This window comes from Paenibacillus sp. MT86 (assembly GCF_058792535.1).
Map to the genome: position 1 here is coordinate 6,834,773 of NZ_CM179499.1, position 17,797 is coordinate 6,852,569.

Annotated in this window: 15 protein-coding genes and 3 pseudogenes; 4 read left to right on the plus strand and 14 right to left on the minus strand. The window is 50.6% G+C overall.

Features of this window, described 5'->3' with window-relative positions:
- Positions 1 to 77: 77 nt before the first annotated feature.
- The 6 genes from AC3RCL_RS31160 to AC3RCL_RS31185 all read right to left on the minus strand — a co-directional run bounded on the left by AC3RCL_RS31160 (position 78) and on the right by AC3RCL_RS31185 (position 5,181).
- Entirely contained in the window at positions 78 to 1,094 is a 1,017-nt protein-coding gene (locus AC3RCL_RS31160) for an SDR family oxidoreductase (RefSeq protein ID WP_096775650.1), read from the minus strand.
- 265 nt (positions 1,095 to 1,359) lie between these two features.
- Positions 1,360 to 1,860 carry a cupin domain-containing protein gene (locus tag AC3RCL_RS31165; RefSeq protein WP_192570228.1) on the minus strand — a complete coding sequence of 167 codons (501 nt, stop codon included), beginning with the start codon at positions 1,858 to 1,860 and terminating at the stop codon, positions 1,360 to 1,362.
- Positions 1,861 to 1,965: 105 nt separating this feature from the next.
- Positions 1,966 to 2,505 (minus strand): DinB family protein, encoded by a 540-nt coding sequence (locus AC3RCL_RS31170; protein ID WP_492533853.1) that lies wholly within the window; start codon positions 2,503 to 2,505, stop codon positions 1,966 to 1,968.
- 61 nt (positions 2,506 to 2,566) lie between these two features.
- Entirely contained in the window at positions 2,567 to 3,514 is a 948-nt protein-coding gene (locus AC3RCL_RS31175; RefSeq protein WP_492533855.1) for a helix-turn-helix transcriptional regulator, read from the minus strand.
- A 23-nt stretch (positions 3,515 to 3,537) separates the two neighbouring features.
- Positions 3,538 to 4,287 carry a class I SAM-dependent methyltransferase gene (locus AC3RCL_RS31180; RefSeq protein WP_213580811.1) on the minus strand — a complete coding sequence of 250 codons (750 nt, stop codon included), beginning with the start codon at positions 4,285 to 4,287 and terminating at the stop codon, positions 3,538 to 3,540.
- 357 nt (positions 4,288 to 4,644) lie between these two features.
- Positions 4,645 to 5,181, minus strand: a complete 537-nt coding sequence (locus AC3RCL_RS31185; RefSeq protein WP_492533858.1) for a hypothetical protein — start codon at positions 5,179 to 5,181, stop codon at positions 4,645 to 4,647.
- Between the two features lie 107 nt (positions 5,182 to 5,288).
- On the opposite strand from AC3RCL_RS31185, the gene AC3RCL_RS31190 reads away from it, so the two are divergent.
- Positions 5,289 to 6,203: a phosphatidate cytidylyltransferase gene (locus tag AC3RCL_RS31190; protein WP_492533860.1), complete on the plus strand. Its 915-nt coding sequence runs from the start codon at positions 5,289 to 5,291 to the stop codon at positions 6,201 to 6,203.
- A 116-nt stretch (positions 6,204 to 6,319) separates the two neighbouring features.
- On the opposite strand, the gene AC3RCL_RS31195 is transcribed toward AC3RCL_RS31190, so the two are convergent.
- Both AC3RCL_RS31195 and AC3RCL_RS31200 read right to left on the minus strand, forming a co-directional pair.
- Positions 6,320 to 7,315 (minus strand): sensor domain-containing diguanylate cyclase, encoded by a 996-nt coding sequence (locus tag AC3RCL_RS31195; RefSeq protein WP_492533862.1) that lies wholly within the window; start codon positions 7,313 to 7,315, stop codon positions 6,320 to 6,322.
- A 35-nt stretch (positions 7,316 to 7,350) separates the two neighbouring features.
- Positions 7,351 to 8,008 (minus strand): annotated as a pseudogene (locus AC3RCL_RS31200) (alpha/beta fold hydrolase); the annotation flags it as partial.
- A 528-nt stretch (positions 8,009 to 8,536) separates the two neighbouring features.
- On the opposite strand from AC3RCL_RS31200, the pseudogene AC3RCL_RS31205 reads away from it, so the two are divergent.
- The 3 genes and pseudogenes from AC3RCL_RS31205 to AC3RCL_RS31215 all read left to right on the plus strand — a co-directional run.
- Positions 8,537 to 8,923, plus strand: a pseudogene (locus AC3RCL_RS31205) (MerR family DNA-binding transcriptional regulator); the annotation flags it as partial.
- Positions 8,924 to 8,983: 60 nt separating this feature from the next.
- Positions 8,984 to 9,175 (plus strand): annotated as a pseudogene (locus tag AC3RCL_RS31210) (MerR family transcriptional regulator); the annotation flags it as partial.
- 11 nt (positions 9,176 to 9,186) lie between these two features.
- Positions 9,187 to 10,041 (plus strand): SDR family NAD(P)-dependent oxidoreductase, encoded by an 855-nt coding sequence (locus AC3RCL_RS31215; protein ID WP_492533864.1) that lies wholly within the window; start codon positions 9,187 to 9,189, stop codon positions 10,039 to 10,041.
- Between the two features lie 49 nt (positions 10,042 to 10,090).
- On the opposite strand, the gene AC3RCL_RS31220 is transcribed toward AC3RCL_RS31215, so the two are convergent.
- From AC3RCL_RS31220 to AC3RCL_RS31245, 6 genes are all read right to left on the minus strand, one after another.
- A complete protein-coding gene (locus AC3RCL_RS31220; protein ID WP_492533866.1) occupies positions 10,091 to 11,080 on the minus strand; it encodes a phosphotransferase in 990 nt (329 codons plus the stop codon).
- A gap of 321 nt (positions 11,081 to 11,401) precedes the next feature.
- On the minus strand, positions 11,402 to 12,880 hold the full coding sequence (locus AC3RCL_RS31225; protein WP_492533868.1) for a protein adenylyltransferase SelO: 1,479 nt from the start codon (positions 12,878 to 12,880) through the stop codon (positions 11,402 to 11,404).
- A 175-nt stretch (positions 12,881 to 13,055) separates the two neighbouring features.
- A complete protein-coding gene (locus tag AC3RCL_RS31230) occupies positions 13,056 to 13,796 on the minus strand; it encodes a Bax inhibitor-1/YccA family protein (protein ID WP_192570212.1) in 741 nt (246 codons plus the stop codon).
- Positions 13,797 to 13,999: 203 nt separating this feature from the next.
- Complete coding sequence (locus tag AC3RCL_RS31235; protein WP_213580820.1) at positions 14,000 to 14,872, minus strand: SMI1/KNR4 family protein; 873 nt, start codon at positions 14,870 to 14,872, stop codon at positions 14,000 to 14,002.
- A gap of 183 nt (positions 14,873 to 15,055) precedes the next feature.
- A complete protein-coding gene (locus AC3RCL_RS31240) occupies positions 15,056 to 15,343 on the minus strand; it encodes an S-layer homology domain-containing protein (RefSeq protein WP_492536507.1) in 288 nt (95 codons plus the stop codon).
- Positions 15,295 to 17,739: an Ig-like domain-containing protein gene (locus AC3RCL_RS31245; protein WP_492533871.1), complete on the minus strand. Its 2,445-nt coding sequence runs from the start codon at positions 17,737 to 17,739 to the stop codon at positions 15,295 to 15,297. Before AC3RCL_RS31245 ends, AC3RCL_RS31240 begins: the two co-directional genes overlap by 49 nt.
- Positions 17,740 to 17,797: the final 58 nt, after the last annotated feature.

Here is a 17,797-nt window from a genome sequence, read left to right on the forward strand (position 1 = left end):
CATTCGTTTTACATTAACTATACCCTATATTCGAAACAGATGTCCGCTATATACTTCCGCCCCTGAAAGATTAAGCCTTACCCCGTAATGATCGACTTGGCCTTCTCCAGCGCGGAGATGACCTTATCGCACCACGCATCAAACTCTGCGTCCTCCCGCTGATGTTCCGGGTGGGCTAAAATATAGTCCACGGTCTGCTTGATCCCTTGATCGGCACGGATGGTTGCCACGAATTCAGGGACCAGCCGCTTCAGCTTGCTGTTATCGAACACCACCGTATTCGCTTTGTCTCCCAGTAACGACCCGCGGAAATCCTGCGTGCTGGTAGCATCCAGGAACTCGGAAGAGACATGCACCGCATTCAGCTGTACGCCAAGGGCATCCGCAATGATTTCATAAATTTGATTCCAGGTAAGCGACTCGTCAGAGGTAATATGCACCGACTCCCCGATGGCATGGATATTGCCCATCAGGCCGATGAAGCCTTTAGCAAAATCGCGGTTATGCGTCAGGGTCCACAGCGACGTCCCGTCTCCATGAATAAGGACCGGTTTATTCTCCAGCATGCGTTTTACGACCTGCCAGCTTCCCTGGCTGCCGTGCACGCCGAGCGGAATGGACCGCTCATCGTACGTATGGCTTGGCCTTACAATAGTCACCGGGAAGCCATGCTCCCGATACTGCTTCATCAGATAATCCTCACAGGCTATTTTGTTTCGGGAATACGCCCAGTATGGATTGGATAAAGGCGTCCCTTCCGTAATGCGATAATCGGATAGGGGCGTTTGATAGGCTGAGGCCGAGCTGATAAAGATGAACTGTTTGGTTTTTCCTGCAAACAGGCGGTAATCCCTTTCCAGATGGGCGGGCTCGAATGCAATAAAGTCGGCCACAACATCAAAATCGAGATGCTCAATCAGTTTCGCTACTTGGTCTTCGTCATGAATATCGGCTTGCAAAATATGTGCGCCCTCGGGCAACGTGTCGTTTCGGTTCCCTCGATTGAGCAAGTATAACTCGCAGCCTTGTTCAAGCAGCTGCTTCGTAATCGCCGTGCTGATCGTTCCGGTTCCTCCAATAAACAACGCTTTCATAAACTGCACCTCCGGTAGCAATAATGAGAAGACTGACTGCAACTTGACCTTCTATCCTTTACCATAGCATGGGCACGGGTGCATTACAATTTCCAAAAAGGGTTGACCCGCACAAGACTTTGAGCAGAGTGTGGAGCAGGAAGCATTATAGAGGTCGTGCGTGAACCGGCATGATGCTAACGTGCTGTTGTAACGCGCAGAAAGACTCCCGTCTGCTTGCGGCAGACGGGAGTCTTTTCGTTTCTAATAATGTCGCATGCTTAGGTTATTTCACCCACTTATGCAGCAGAGGCCCTTCCTCTCCAAAGACAGGATCCGTTTCCGGTACAGGCACGCTTTGGATTTCGTTGATCGCCTGGGCCCGATCCGTCGGATTCCGCTCCCTCATGTTCGGCGTATTCCCTTCGGGATAGGCACCAATCACTTCGAAGTCGGGCGTACTGGTAAGCTTCATATGTGCAGTACCCGCCGGCAAGACGATCACGTCACCTGTAGCAAGCTCCAGCCGCTCCCCTGCATCCCCGCCCACAAGGACGGTCGCGCTTCCGGAACGCACGCCAAGGACTTCGTGCGTATTGCTGTGATAATGATGGTAATCGTATACGCCGCCTGACCAGCTGCCGCTCCAGCGATGCCGGTTAAAGGCTGCCTCCAACCCGCTCGGGTCATCCGCGAATACCCCATTGTACACAATGACGGGCAGGTCGGGATTGTTGGGAACCTCTCCATCGTCATTCACGAAAAATGATCTGACATGTACTTCCACGGTCATCCGCTCCTTTCGATTCATTGTTCACTCGTGTACCAGTACCCGGGCCGAGCGTGTCTCAAACAATCTTCCTGCAAGAAAAACGATATTCTTGATATGTCATCATCCCCGCTGCTCTAACGCCTGTTTCAACCGATTCAGCTGCCGAACATGATGACGATAATGCATCTCAATGAGCAAAAACCACTCTTTGGCATGCAATCCTCCGAAACTCGGATGGGGGACGGTATGCTGCAAGGATGCCTCACCAAGCTTCGGTTCGGTTTCTTTCACCCGATGGAGGACGGCGTTCAAGCCTTGAATCAGCTGCTCCTTGTCTGCGGGCTGTTCCGGGGTATACTGCGGAGACGGCGGAACCTGAATGCGGATGGGCGGGAAACTGCCCTGTTCGAATATCGCCGCTCCCACTTCCGTTTTTCCGGCCGGGGAAGCTGCCGCATCTCCATTCATGTTCAAGCACTGGTCGATGTTCCGCAGATGCATGTACAGTGCGGATTGAATCAAGTGCTGGTACATTTGCCCGATCGACCACTCGTCCTCCGCTGGCTTATATCTTAATTGCTCCTCGCTGAATCCATCCAGCTCCTGCACATATACCTTTACTGTCTCTTCCAAGCGCTGCAATGCTTCCTTTGTATTCATATCAACAACCCCTTCATCGTCTTTGTACCGAATATACAAAAACGCTACTGACAACGTCATGTCAGTAGCGTTTAAACATCTTCTCCGTTTCGTCACGGATTCGGTCTCGGAAGGATTGCGGTTCAAGCACAACGACATCCGATCCCCAGCCGAGCACCCAATGCAGGATCTCCTCCGGACGGCGGACGCGAAAGCTCACAAGCAGTCCTTCCTCGCATTCCTCTAAATTCTCCATATAATAGTTGCCGGATTCCTTCACTCGATCCGCGATGCCAGGACTTGCCAGAACCCGCACCAGCAGATTGCGGTCATCCGGTGGCCGATAATTCTCCAGATGAAAATCCGGCGGCATCTCAAAGCGCTCCTCAAGGATCGCCAGGTCCTTCATGCGGGACAACCGAAAATGACGAATGCCTTGCCGGAGGTCACACCAGGCAATCAATGTCCATGAGCCTTGAAGAAAGGCGAGGCCATAAGGGGCCGCCGAGCGAAAGCTCTTTCGGTTGCCTTTGGAATCCGGCATGTTCTTCGCGTAATGGAATTCTATCTTCCGTTCCTCAAGTATGGCCCTACGAACCAATTCCAGATAATCCCTCTCTTCTCCTAAAGCTGCCTTGCTGCCGGGAGCAAGGAGCCTCATGGTCTTTCGAACCCGGGCAGCGTCTGCGCGGACACGGTCCGGCAGAATGGACTCTATCTTCTTGCGGGAAGCCCTAGCCTTCTCGCCATAGTCTGCGTCAAAGCGCTGCTCGACGAAATCCGTTCCTATGAGCAGCGCCACGGCTTCCTCTGCCGTGAACATGATGGGCGGCAGAAAGTACCCCTCCATTAACGAGTATCCTTGCCCGGGGGCTCCGATCACGGGTACGCCTGCTTCACTAAGAGCCTGAATATCCCGGTAGATGGTCCGGACGCTCGTTTCGAATAGGGATGCCAAATCTTCGGCCCGCATAACCTTGCGCTGCTGCAGCTCAAGCAGGATGGCCAGTAATCGATCGGTCTTGTTCATTCTATGTTTACCTCCGAAAGGACTTAAACCTCTCCCCAGTACACCTTCGTCTCGTAGTCAAAAAACACGCAGCCATCCTGCTCATTCCGCTCATAGATGGTTTGGAGCTCCTTCATCATCGGCTCGTAGTTCGGATGCCCGGGCAGGGGAGCATAAGATGACGAGTGAAGGCGACCGCATAAGCCTTCATAATCGAATGTCTGCCGATTGAAGAATTTCGCCTCCTTCATATCTCCTGAACGGAAAAAGGCCGCCAGCGTTTCATGCCCAATATTCTTCTGGTCCACTTCTTTATAGTCGGTGCCATAGGTAAGGAGTAATTGCTCATATGCCCCCAGGAACGGCGTTCCCTCCGTGAGCCTGGAATTCCATATCAGGGCAACCTTCCCGCCCGGCCTCAGAATCCGCCGAAACTCCGACTGGGCCGCATGACGGTCAAACCAGTGAAAAGCCTGGGCGCTCACGATATGATCCACCGATTGATCGGGCAGCCCCGTCATTTCGGCCGAACCGGAAACCATGCGGAAGCCGGGCTCGCCGCCAAGGTCCGACTCGGCGGCTTCCCGCATCGCCTGATTGGGCTCCACGGCGGTCACATGGCTCCCCCGTTTCAGCAGCAGCTTCGTGAATATCCCCGTCCCTGCGCCAATATCGGCGATATCGCCATGCAGTCCCACCGTGTCATACAGATAATCCATGACCTCCTGCGGATAACTAGGGCGATACTTCGTGTACGAATCCACGCGATTCGAAAACCGTTCCTTGCTGTTCATCCTAAACCACGCTCCCATCCAAGATATAAGCGAATCCTGACTACGACACCCTTTCGTTTCATTAGATGAAACTTCATTTCATTTTCATAACTCCATTTTATAGCAAATGCTGTTTAATCTCCAGTACTTGCTGCTGGGAGGGGCTCCCGACCTTCATCATCCACGAACTGCAAAAAGCCCAGCCTCATCTGGATGCAGACTAAGCGGGCTTTTTCCTTATTTCGTAATAAGGTAATTCGAATGGAACAAGCTGACACTGCCGAGCATAAATGGATGCGCTTGAAGCTGAATGTCTTAGCAACCGTGCGCCTTACAAGTTGGTCATGTCCGTAGGATGCCGACAATGCTTTGTGAAGTTCAAGGCTCATACTCGCTCAGCTTCCCTTCATATATCAACTGCAGGCGCTCGCTTTGGCGAAAATCGTCCGGCGTCACCAAGGCAGGCAGCTTATCCCATAACCTTACTCCGGAACGCTGCAGAATCTCGGCCACGAATTGCGAACAGAAATAGGAATTGCTGAATTCGATCGGTTCCTTCAGGGCGATGCCCAGGACGCCCAATATGTTATAGAAATACTTTTTATCCTTTCGGATAAAAGCCTGCAAAACCCGCTTCATCTTCGCGATGTCGCGTTCGGATACGTGAAGCTCATAGATCACGCAGGTCGTGTTGGGGTACTTGCTGAACGTTCCCGTCTTCAAATCCTCTTTTACAAACCCGCCGTTCAGGGGGTTGTTCGGATTCTTCCTCCCAAAACTATATAACTCCGACAGCTCCCGGTTAAAGGAGATCGAGGCATGATTATAAGGCGCTCTCGTATAGCCCTGAATGACTTTCGTAAAGAGCGTTCCGGTATTGGTAAGCAATATAAAGACCGATTGATCGTCTACCATTTACGAAATTTCCCCTTATCCGTATTGAATTATTCCTTCATAATAACATATGATTCTTTTAGTAGAACAAGAATCGTACCCCGTGACAAGTTGGTGATGACAGGCATATGGAAAGCTCGCTTTTAACCTTGATCCTTATATTCTCCGTCTTATCGGTCATCCAGCTCCTGTATTACGTGATGAGTAAGACGCAGCCGAATATCGACTATACCGAAGTAGGATTCCGCATCAAAACCTGGTGGGGCATGCTCGTCATCTTCTGTTTGGCGACCCTTTTGAATCCCGTCGTATCCCTGATATCCCTTATGGTGCTGACCTTCTTTACGCTCAAAGAATATTTCTCGATGATCAAAACCCGGAAGGCCGATCGCCGTTTATTTCTGTGGGCTTATCTAACCATCCCCGTCCAATTCTATTGGATCTATATCGAATGGTACGGGATGTTCATCGTGTTCATTCCAATCTATGTATTCTTGGTGCTGCCGCTTCCACGGTTGATCAACAAGGGCACCGTCGGATTTATGCGCAGCGTCAGCTCGACCCAGTGGGGACTCATGCTCATGGTATTCGGTCTCAGCCACCTGGCCTATTTTCAATTTGCCACGCCCCAGTATGGAGCTGGGCTCGTGCTGTTTCTCGTCGTCTTAACGCAGCTGAACGATGTGGTGCACACGATCGCTTCCCTCTATTTCGGCAAACGGAGAATCGTGCCGACATCGAACCCGAATCTCACTTGGGAAGGCTTTGCGTGCGCGTTTCTCGTTACCACCGGATGCTCCTATCTCATCTATCCCTATCTGACGCCGCTAAGCCCGACCTTTGGCCTCTTGTCCGGCATGCTGATCAGCCTCGCCGGCTTCTTCGGCAGCTTGACGGTTTCCGTGCTGAAGCGCGATTTATTAATCGGGGATGACGGACGATTCGATGCTTTGAAGAAAAGTTACCTGAGCCGCGTCGACAGCCTGACGTATACCTCGCCGATCTTTTTTCATTTCATCCGTTACTTTTACGATTTTATGTAGTTTCGCCTCTCACGCAAAAAATAGGTTAACAAGGCTCAGGAGCCTGAACCTCTATAAGCCATAACCATGCGAGCTTAGGCTCAACTTGGTTATGGCTTTTTCATGAATAGAACGTATTAAGTCGAATATCCCTGGAGCCTCAAATCCTCATAATGGGAAACCTGATTTCGTCCGTTTTGCTTGGAGGCATAGAGGGCTTCGTCCGCTTTTTGCAGGAGCGTCGCTTCATTGGCGTCCGGAGTGGCCGTGATGATGCCGATACTGATCGTCATGCTGCCCGTTTTCCAGCTGAAATCCTGGACTGCCCGCCGTAACCGCTCCGCGCCGGCCTTTGCCTTCTCCGCATCCGTTTCCGGCAGGATCATGACAAACTCCTCTCCGCCATAGCGGGCCACCGTCTCCCCTTCGATGGCGTAGGTCTTCAGAATGGTTGCTACATTAAACAGAACCTCATCCCCATACCCATGTCCCCAAGTATCGTTCACGCGCTTAAAATGATCAATGTCGATGATGAACAACGAGAGCGGAATCCGGTTATGGTTATACTGCATCAGCTGCTCTTCCAGCTTCTCCTGTAAGAATCTCCGGTTCTTCAATCCGGTCAGCTTGTCGGTATTCGACAGCTCCAACAGAACCGCGTTAATCTCCATGAGCTCCGTCTGCTTCCGTTCAATCTCGGCATGGATCTGCTGCAGCTCGGCCAATGCCTGGTCTTTTTCCCAATAGGCCTTCTCAATCTGCTTGTTGGCCATCCGAAGCTCCATTTCATAATCGATGCGTTTGCCCATCTGCACCAATACGCAGTCCAGCCGTTCCTGGCCCTCACGCTCCAATTTACGTCCATTCAATATAAACGGCACCGATTCTCCCCGGCTGTTCTTGAGCCGGATAAACAGCTCCTCCACATGCCCGTCCAGATTGATATGCGGATAGAAGTAAGAGTGGAATATAAGCTTGTTCGCCGTCGACATCATAGCTTCAAAATGCTTCTGCACCACGTCTTCCAGCCGATATCCCATCATGTCGAGGAAGGTCTGGTTCACCTCCGCCACCATGCCTTCGTGGGTGATGGAGACATATCCGCATGGCGCATAGTTCAATCGTTCATCCATTGCTTATCGATCGATCCTTTCCAAATACATTCCCGCTAGCCTGTATACGCCGCTTCAGATTTCAGATAGTCATTGATCAACGCAATCGTCTCCTCGGGATGGCTGATATGCGGATAATGCCCCTTCGCCTCCATCAACCGGAACGTACTGTTATCCACTGTGCAAATACTCGCCTGCGGCAATAGGGACGATGCTGTCATCCGAGCATTGCAGGATCAGCGAGGGAACCGTGGCTTGGGATAACGCCTGCCGGCAGTCCGAGAAAAAGGTGACCTCGGCGAACTCCCTCGTAATCGCCGGATCCGCCGAAATAAAGCTGCGCTCCAGCTCTTGGGTCAGCTTCGGCATCTCCGGGTTCTTCATCGCGATCGGCGCGAGGAAGCTTGCCCATCCGGCAAAATTCATCTCCATCATATCCAGCAGCTCCGTCACATCGCTTTTATCAAATCCTCCGACGTACCCGTCATCATTCAGATATCGCGGAGATGGCCCGATCATGATTAATTGAGCGAAATACTGCGGACGTTCGATCGATGCCAACATCCCGATCATGGAGCTGACCGAATGGCCTATAAAAATCACGTCCCGAAGCTCCAGCGCCTCCACAATGTCCAGCACATCCTGCACATAACCGCGAAGGCTGCCGTACCTCTCCGATGTATACGCCGACAAATTAGAACCGCCCGAGCGTACGCTCCCCTGTCCCCAGCACCTTCACGTGATTCCGTGCAATAACCTCATTCATGACATAAACTCCTCTATGCTCTTCCTTCTTTCTCTCCATTCTAAGGGACCCTATGTAAATTTCAAGTCATTTTGCCGAATGTTTGTCGATTTAAGACGAGTTGAACCGAAGTTAGGCGAAAGATGAACGGGCTCCATGTACATAGATGCTTAATCGCTTTAGCCGCCTAAAATATAGAAAGACGAACCTATACAGAGACTGTTCTCGAAAAGCATCTATGTATTCGTTTTCTTGATCCATGGAGCGGGTTTACATTTCTAGCACGATTGCGATAGTTTATTACATAGGATGTCATTTGTATTTATATGGAATTAGAGGTTATAAATATATGATTTTATCCCTCTATGCCCGATTTTATCCCTTGACATCGAATGGACAGAAAAAGCGCTCGCCTAATCCGCAACTCATAGAGCAGGCCCACAGCGCACCATACTGGTCTTCATCACAAAAAGACAGAGAAGAGAGGAGTGAGGAGTTTGCAGTACTTTTTTTATGGATTAGCCGGCGTATTTCTCGTGTTTCAGGCCCTCTACACATTCATACCGCTGCTATGCAGCAAGGTGAAGAAACTGAATTCCGATCTCGCCGAAAAATCAATCACGGTGCTCGTCCCCGCTTACAACGAAGAGCTGACCATCCGGAATTGCATCGATGCCATGGCGGGCTTGCGCTACCGCAACTATGAGATCATGATCATCAACGACGGCTCCAACATGGGAGAAACATTCTCCATCAAGCAAGTGTCTGAACGAACCGGATTGACCGAGGATGCCATTCGCTATTACGAAAAAATCGGGCTCCTCCCCTCTCCCAAAAGAAAGGATAACGGCCATCGTGTCTATCACATAGAGGATGCCGAAATTATGGAGTTGATCACATGCCTGAAGAAGACAGGAATGTCGCTGGAGGATATGAAAGCCTATGTGCATCTTCCCTTTAAGGAAAATATTCAATCCGTTCCGGAGCTGAATGCCATGCTCCAGAATTACCGTCAAAAAATTACCGGTCAGATTTCGGACCTGCAGCGCATTCTGCGTTTCATCGATGACAAGTTGAACCAAAATCAGTCCCTGCTTAATCCCGAAAAGGCGGCCAGCAAAGAATCTGAAGTATAGGAGATTTACACATGACAGAGAAAAGAATGAATAACGTCGCCTTGATCACGGGAGCAAGCTCCGGCATTGGCTTGGAGTTAACCAAGCGATTGTTATCCGAAGGCTGGCAAGTCCTCGCTTTGATCCGTTCTGCCTTTCCAACAGACGATGCACGGATTCAAGATGCACTGCGATTGCGGCAGCTCAGAACGTACAAGGCTGATTTATCGGATTTCACGGATCTCCAAGCCTCGCTGGATCAGATCAAGAAACACGAGAGTCATATTGACTTGCTGTTCAATAACGCAGGCGTAGGCGTCTCCTTCGGCGAATTATCCTACTCCCAACAAGGACGGGAGATGCATTTTGAAGTAAACTCTATCGTCCCTTATATCATCTTGATGGAACTGAAGGAGCTTCTTGAGAAGGGCAGCTTCAAGACGGTAATCAATACGTCTTCGAATGCGTTGTTGTATCTCAAACAGTTCGATCACCGTACCTTGGCGTCCCCTGTCGGGTTCAAGAAGCTGATTGGGCCTTATGCTGCGAGCAAATTAGCCTTATCGTTGTGGACTCAGGAGATCGCCCCTTCCATGCAGGCAGATGGCATTACGATCCGAAGCGTCTGTCCGGGAGGGAATAAAACAACCATGACCACAAACGCCGGGATGCCAAAATTTATGATCCCGATCCGTAACCTGTTCTTCTCCCATCCCAGTGAAGGAGCTTCACGCCTGTATGAAGCAGCGCTAGGTCAATCCCGACAATCGACGGGGGCATTTCTCAACAAGGGTAAAGCAACGCCTTTAAAATTCTCAAGCCAAGGTGCAGAGCTGCTTAGCACGATCGAGCTAATCTATAAGCAAGAGTTCGCAGTCAAATCTTAGAACCTATGCAGCGGAGGGTTCGTGATGTTTCCAGCCTAGCTCATGAAGTCTAGTTATCGAGCTGCCATTCCTCCATGAATCGCAGGGTGTTGCGAGCATGATAATCAGCCAAATTCGAAGCAAAGACCCGATCCGGAAATCCACGGTGAAGAAGCTTCAAGCCGCCCGAGGTTAATGAGATATAGTGATGCAGACGGTAAAATAGCATCCGATTCGGATCAAGCCCGTTTTGTTGGAAATACCGATAATGCTTCCCGAATCGCAGCTCCAGAAATGTATGCTCATGCTCGATGTCGAAGAATTGCGCACCTTCAATATCAATGAGATAGGGCTCTAAACGGTCTGTGACCAGGACATGGTCGGGTCCCAACTCGCCGTGGATAAAGCCATATCGCTTGCGTGAATCTATCCTGGATTCCAGTTCATGCAACACAGCGAGCAGCCTGTCGTGATTCTTCCGGATACTCTCGTTATGCAGGACGATGTAGGACAGCTGTTCCTTGGCATTTTCCAGCTGTACAAGATGGCATCGCTCCCGTTGGTTCCCGCTTTGATCGGGCTTTCCGTAACTCTGCCTGTGGTTTGCATGCATGCGTTCGATCATGCTGCCTATCCGTTCCAGGACCTCATCCCGGACCCGTTGGTCCGGGTCCTGAAGGCAAGCTTCTGCCTTCTGTCCTTCAATACATTCAACAAGAGCATAGTCAAACGGGTAACGTTCCTGTCCCGTGTGAAGATCATATAGAGCAGGCGTAGAAATACCATGATTCCTTAACCATCGGTTATTGGTTTCGAACGAATGTCCGCCAAAGGATCGTTCATGCACACGCTCGTTCGCTATTTCTTCCTGAAAATAATTCTTCGTCAAATCCCACACATACAGCACGCAGGCAAATCCATTGCGACAGTGAATTTTATAGACCACCTTTTGCGCTCCGCCATGCATCTTCTTTACATCCGCGACAATATATCCGGTACCCAAAACCTTCCTGACATGCTCCTGTACATCTGTTTCATCGAGGTGACAAGTCCAACTCATGAAAACACGCTCCATTCCATTGTTTTTGCCGGCTCCCCCACTCTATGGCATTTCCGGGCAAAAATATAGACTATTTCTTTCGGCTCTGCTATGATGTTGAATTAGGTCTCGAATAAAACAGCCATACGATTTATAGCCCTTGGACGCTTGGTCCAGGGGCTTTTTTGATGTGTTTTATATATAAAAAAGACCAAGCAAGGTCATTCTTGCTTGGTCTTGATGCATCTCGGATATCGGATCTCGCATCCGCTGCCCGTGGTACACGATGATCAACTATCCATCCATCATCTTCGGGACGTTCCACGGGTGGCAATCCTTCCCTTACGTGCCGCAGAAGGTACGGTAAGGACGGGAACGCTCGGGCACGATCGCATATTCCTCTTGTTCCGGGGAATGCGCGTATGGATCAGACAGAACGTTCAGCAGCTCTTTCATCACGCTGTAGTCCCCTTCGTTCTCCGCGGCTTCCAGCGCTTCCTCCACCCGGTGGTTCCGCGGAATGACCGCAGGATTGCTGCTGCGCATCAGCTGATGGGATTGGTCCCTGGATTCCTGCTGGCGGTCAAGTCTTGCTTGCCAGCGCTCGTACCAGGAAGCTAATTCCGGCGTGCCGTTTAGAGGCGTGTCCTCGAGTTTGTCAAACGTTAACGCACGGAAGGTATTGGTATAGTCTGCCTGATAATTTTTCATCATCTTGAGAAGGTCTTCGATCAGGGATTCGTCGTCCTCCTCTTCATGGAAGATCCCCAGCTTGGCTCTCATGCCTGCAAGCCACTGCTCGTGATACAGATCGGTGAAGGACCCAATCGCCCCCTCGGCCAGCTTGATTGCCTGCTCTTCCTCTTCATGCAGCAGCGGAAGCAAGGCTTCCGCCAATCTTGCGAGATTCCAAGCTGCAATATACGGTTGGTTGACATAGGCATAGCGCCCTTGAGAGTCGATGGAGCTGAATACCGTATTCGGGTCAAAGGCATCCATGAAGGCGCAAGGCCCATAATCTATCGTTTCGCCGCTGAGGGTCATATTATCGGTATTCATCACCCCGTGGATAAAACCGACAAGCTGCCATTTGGCGATCAGGACCGCCTGACGCTGGATGACCTCCTGAAGCAACACCAGATAACGGTTGGCACCGTCACCAAGGTCTGCCTTCGGGTAATGCCGCTGCAGGGTGTAGTCCGCCAGAGCCCGTAAATCCTCGGTTGTCCCCGCTCCCCTAACATATTGAAACGTCCCCACTCTTACGTGACTTGAGGCCACGCGGGTCAGGATGGCGCCCGGCAAATCTCTTTCACGGGTGACAGGCTGGCCGGTCGCCACAACCGCCAGGCTTCGGGTAGTCGGAATGCCCAGCGCATGCATGGCTTCGCTGATAATATACTCGCGCAGCATCGGACCCAGGGCAGCCCGGCCATCGCCTCCCCGGGAATACGGCGTCCGGCCCGAGCCCTTGAGCTGAATATCCATGCGATCTCCCTGCGGCGTGATTTGTTCACCCAACAGAATCGCACGGCCGTCGCCCAGCATCGTAAAATATCCGAATTGGTGCCCGGCATATGCCTGAGCGAGCGGCTCGGCCCCCTCGGGTATCTCGTTGCCAGCAAGCATTGCCGCTCCCTCCGGGCTTTGCAGGGCATCGGCGTCCAATCCCAACGACGCTGCCAGCGGTTCGTTTAGAACAATCAGTTCCGGCGAGCGCACCGGCGTGGGATCTTGCTTGGTAAAAAAAGATGCCGGCAATAACGCGTAACTATTGTCAAAATTCCATCCTATATCGTTCAAAGCTTTCCGGTTGGTCATGGGATCTCCTTCTTCAAGCAGTTTGATGATGACGGTATCTACCTATTATTTAAACACAAGTCGCTCTTTGTAGGGTTTACTGAAGGAAATTTATTATTCTGCTGGTTAATTGCTGCATTCATAAAAAAATCGCCATCGAGAATCCTCGACAGCGATGTTTGGTTCATACGAATCCTTAGTCCCGATTCGCCAGCTTCGCCAGCAACCGGATAATTTCGATGTACAGCCAGACGAGTGTTACCAGCAAACCAAACGAGCCGTACCACTCCATATACTTAGGTGCGCCATGATGCGCGCCCTCTTCAATAAAGTTAAAATCCAGCACGAAATTGAGAGCGGCGATGATGATGATCACAACGGAAATTCCGATACCGATCGGTGTGCTGTCATGCAGGTAAGGTACCGTTACGCCGAACAGGCCGAGAACCATGCTAAACAGGTAGACAAGCGCAATGCCGATCGTTGCCGCGATGATCCCCTTTTTGAAGCCTGGCGTCGCCCGGATCAGACCCGTCTTATACGCGAGCAGCATGCCCAGGAATATGCACATCGTCAGTAAAGCCGCCTGCAAAGTAATGCCATAGTACAGATATTCGTAATGCGCGGATAATGCACCCAGGAAGAAGCCTTCCAGGATCGCATAGATCGGCGCCAGATACGGCGCTGCCTTCGGCACGAAGCTGATGATCAGCGCCAGGACAAAACCGCCGATCGCTCCGCCGATCATGAACGGGAATACCTCATACCCGTTAAAAAACATAACCCAAGAAATGACCGCTGCCCCGATCAGCAGCGCGAGCAGCATGAACGATTTGTTCACCGTTCCGCCAATCGTCATCGTTTCTTGATTGTTGTAATACCCACTCTTCTCAAAGGTTTCTTCGTTGAGTGTCGGATTTCCACTGCGCCCTATCAAATAAATTGCCTCCCTAACAGTCTGTTTTATATCCATTTTAACATAGGTTGGAATATTTTAGGATACGCAAAATATTGCATTACGGACGAATCCAACCGAATTAGAAACTAACGGTATGCAAAAAGAAAAAAAGCATCTCCTGCAGGGGATGCTTTCTTTGTTAGAAGCGAGATCATGGATCGTGAATTCGCCTTGCCTATCTTTTACTCCAATCCACTAATGAAGGCCTCGAAGTTCGCGGCAAGACGGGTGATTTTGTAATCGCTGGCCTTGTCCACATGAATAACCTCCGGCTCTCCATCGTTCCCCGATGAACGGTAATCCAGCATCACGACCTCGGACGGGGAAGGACAATCGCAGATCACCACGCCAATCTCAGGATATCCGCCGTTCTCGATCATAAAGCGGCTGCCCAGGCTGCCGCACAAGGATTTTTTCTTGTCTCGTCCGATTCCCAGAATACCTGATATTTCAATAAAATCCTGTGCTCCACCCTCTATAGGGAATTTCCGGTTTCGGGGAATCCCCCCGTTATGTACTTTCATGGCTTGAATATAAGATGCCGGCAGCTTGAAGACCAGCGCTTCCTCCACGGATTCGATCAGCTCGTCCGTAGGCGGAGCAGAGACGTATTTATCGGCCTCCGGGGCGCCGTCATCCCAGAAATTCAGTACGTCAGGATCCGTATAAGACACGGCGGCACTGGACTTCTCTGCTGGCTTCGGAGCCGTTTTGTTCCGGATCCATTCCAGAAACTCCAGCGTATCCTCATCTCCAGGTTCTAAATGATCGGCCACTTCGAACGCTTTGCGAGCATCTTCGTAACGATCCAAATAGTAATATGCGAGCCCAATGCGGTAATGCCACAGCGGATCGTCCTTGCCCTCTTCCTGAATGGACAGAAATTGCTCAACCGCCTCTTCGTAGCGTTCGAGATTGTTCAGCGCCCGGCCCAAATGGCTGATCAGCGCATAATCCCGCTCTTCCTCCGGGATCTCCGAAATCGCATCTACGATTTCTTCAAACTCGTCCTCTTCATGCCACTCTTCCAGCTGCTCCAAAAGCTCCTCATTCATCGTTCATGCCTCCCACTCTATTCATCCTTTCTGAAATTATACCATTCCAGCATAGCCCTCTCCAGCATGGAAGCTACAGAACTGATCGAGTATATGACAACAAGCAAGCACACCTGCGGTTATTACGTTCAATACAAATACAGAGGACACTTTTTCGGCGTCCTCTGTATTCATCGCTAAACTTTATTTGGATTGACCTAACATGTTCATCAGAACGATTACGGCCTCTGCCCTCGTGGTTTGAGCGCTTGGATTAAACTCGCCTGCGCCAATTCCCTTAACAATACCAAGTTCCTTCAGCGCTTCAACAGAGCTTTTCGCCCAATCAGGAATTGCCTTGTCATCTGAAAAAGAGGTTGTGGGGATGTCCTTGATGGATAGCTCGAGCGCATTCGCAATCATTGCTGCCATCTCAGCACGCGTCATTTTTGCATTTGGACGGAAAGAGCCATCCTGATAGCCTCGAATAATGCCAGCCTGGACGGCCTGCGAAACTGCCTTCTTAGCTCACCGATCCAAGCTGTATCTGTGAATATCAACTCCGCTCCAGCATCTGTCGACTTCAGCGCATTCATCAGCATGAGGGAAAATTCTGCACGCGTCACGGTGTTGCCCGGCTTGAACGTTTCATCCGGATATCCCGTCACGATACCCTCACGCACCGCTTCCTTAATGCTTACTTCGGCCCAATGTCCGGAAATATCGGTAAAGGAAATTTCCGTTGACGGGTCTGTTGGTTTGTCGACAACGGGCATTCCGTTGGCTTTATTTACTACGAGTGCTGCATACTTCGTAAAGTGATTGACCTCTACGGATATATAATTCTCCTGTATGATGCTGCCCTCGACTTTCACCCATGCCTTTTTCACTTCATTAAAGTAAAAGACGGCCGCTGTTTGATCGCTCTTTAAGCTTGCGGCGTCGTAAGCTAAACTCAGTTTCACGGGTTTGTTAAAATTCCCCGAGATGTTTGTTAGAACTTCAAATACCGGGCTTGCCAAAACCTCGTTATTCTTTAAGAGAGCTTCGGTATGTTGTATTTTCTCTATCGATAATTTCAGCTCCTGAGGTGTGGCGCCTGACGGAATGGAGATGATGATTTCTTTCCCCAGGCTAACCAACCCAGGTCTTCCTGTTGGCAGCGTGATTTTTCCATCGGATGAGGTAACTGTATTGTCCATGGGAGCCGATGGTTTGGACGAACCGCCCTCGCTGGCTGTACCTCCCCCATTAGAAGAACCGCCACCGTTAGAGGAGCTATTCTCGCGGGTCACAGTAATCGTGTAGATTCTGGTCGATTGATCGCTTGCCGTTACAACAATCGTGATCGTATTCGATCCCACGTTTAGCAGTATATTGGAGCTTGCTTGCCCGCTTAGTACTGAAGTACCGTTAACCGTTATCGTAGCATGACTATCGAGTGCAGTCGCCGTTACGGTTAATACGGAAACGGAGTGAGGCACGCTTGACGTGTACACTTCAGTTCCAGAAGCAAAGACAGGGCTTAGTGTCCCGTTCGATAACGCCACACTGCTCAAATCCGCAGATGCCGGCACCGTGAACACTGAGTACGAATTGGATTCCGTCAAGCCTGCTCCCGCATTGCCTGCGTAATCGGTCACCCCCGAGTTATCAAGCGTGATGTTATTCGTCGCAGCATTTACATTGGAATTCGGCGTGAGCGTTGCAGTCCATGTGATGTTGTCAGATGAACTAACGCTGCTTAACGCACCGTTTACCACCGTCAGGTCCCCATTGGCGAAGCCACTAACCGCTTCCGAGAATGTAATGGTCACCAATGAAGTTTCGCCAATAGATAACGCCGTGTCGGCTACTACAATGGTGGCGGTCGGCCGCTGTGTATCGATCGCGTAATTGTTCGAATCGGAGGTACCCTTACCCGCTTTACCTGCTGCATTCTGTACGCCCGTATTGTCGAGCGTAATGACATTGGTTGCATCTGTGATGCCAGTAGTTGGTGTTAACGTCGCCGTCCAGGTGATCCCGCCATCGGACGTGCTCAAACCGCTTAATGTGCCATTCGCTACCGTCAGATCTGCTAGCGTAAAGCCTGTTACCGCTTCCGAGAACGAGATCATTACCAATGAAGTTTCACCAATCGATAGCGCCGTATCGGCAACCACGATCGTGGCCGTCAGCTGTGTCGTATCAATCGCATAATTGTTGGAGCTAGTGATACCAACACCCGCATTGCCCGCCAAATCGGCCACGCCCGTATTATCGAGCGTGATGATGTTGGTTGCATCTATGATGCCAGAAGTTGGCGTCAACGTCGCCGTCCAGGTGATCCCACCATCGGACGAGCTCACGGCACTCAGCGTACCGTTTGCCACCGTTAGATCTGCATTCGTGAAGCCTATTACCGCTTCCGAGAACGTGATCATTACCAATGAAGTTTCTCCAATAGATAACGCCGTGTCGGCTACTACAATGGTGGCGGTCGGCCGCTGTGTATCGATCGCGTAATTGTTAGAATCCGTGGTACCCACTCCCGCATTACCTGCCGCATTCTGTACGCCCGTGTTGTCCAGCGTAATGACATTGGTTGCATCTGTGATGCCGGCGTCTGGCGTTAACGTCACCGTATACGTGATATTGTCGGACGTGCTCAAACCGCTTAATGTGCCATTCGCTACTGTCAGATCTGCTAGCGTAAAGCCTGTTACCGCTTCCGAGAACGTGATCATTACCAATGAAGTTTCTCCAATCGATAGCGACGTATCGGCAACCATGATCGTGGATGTTGGAGACGATGCATAGACTACACCGGTCGGCTTGAGAAATAACAACCCCGCTACAATAGATACGATTAGAGATAACAGCCCTATTTTCTTGGCAAAATGCATATGTGCCTCCCCTAATAGTGGATAAATTCCTCAATCTATCAAATTATGTACGTACCGT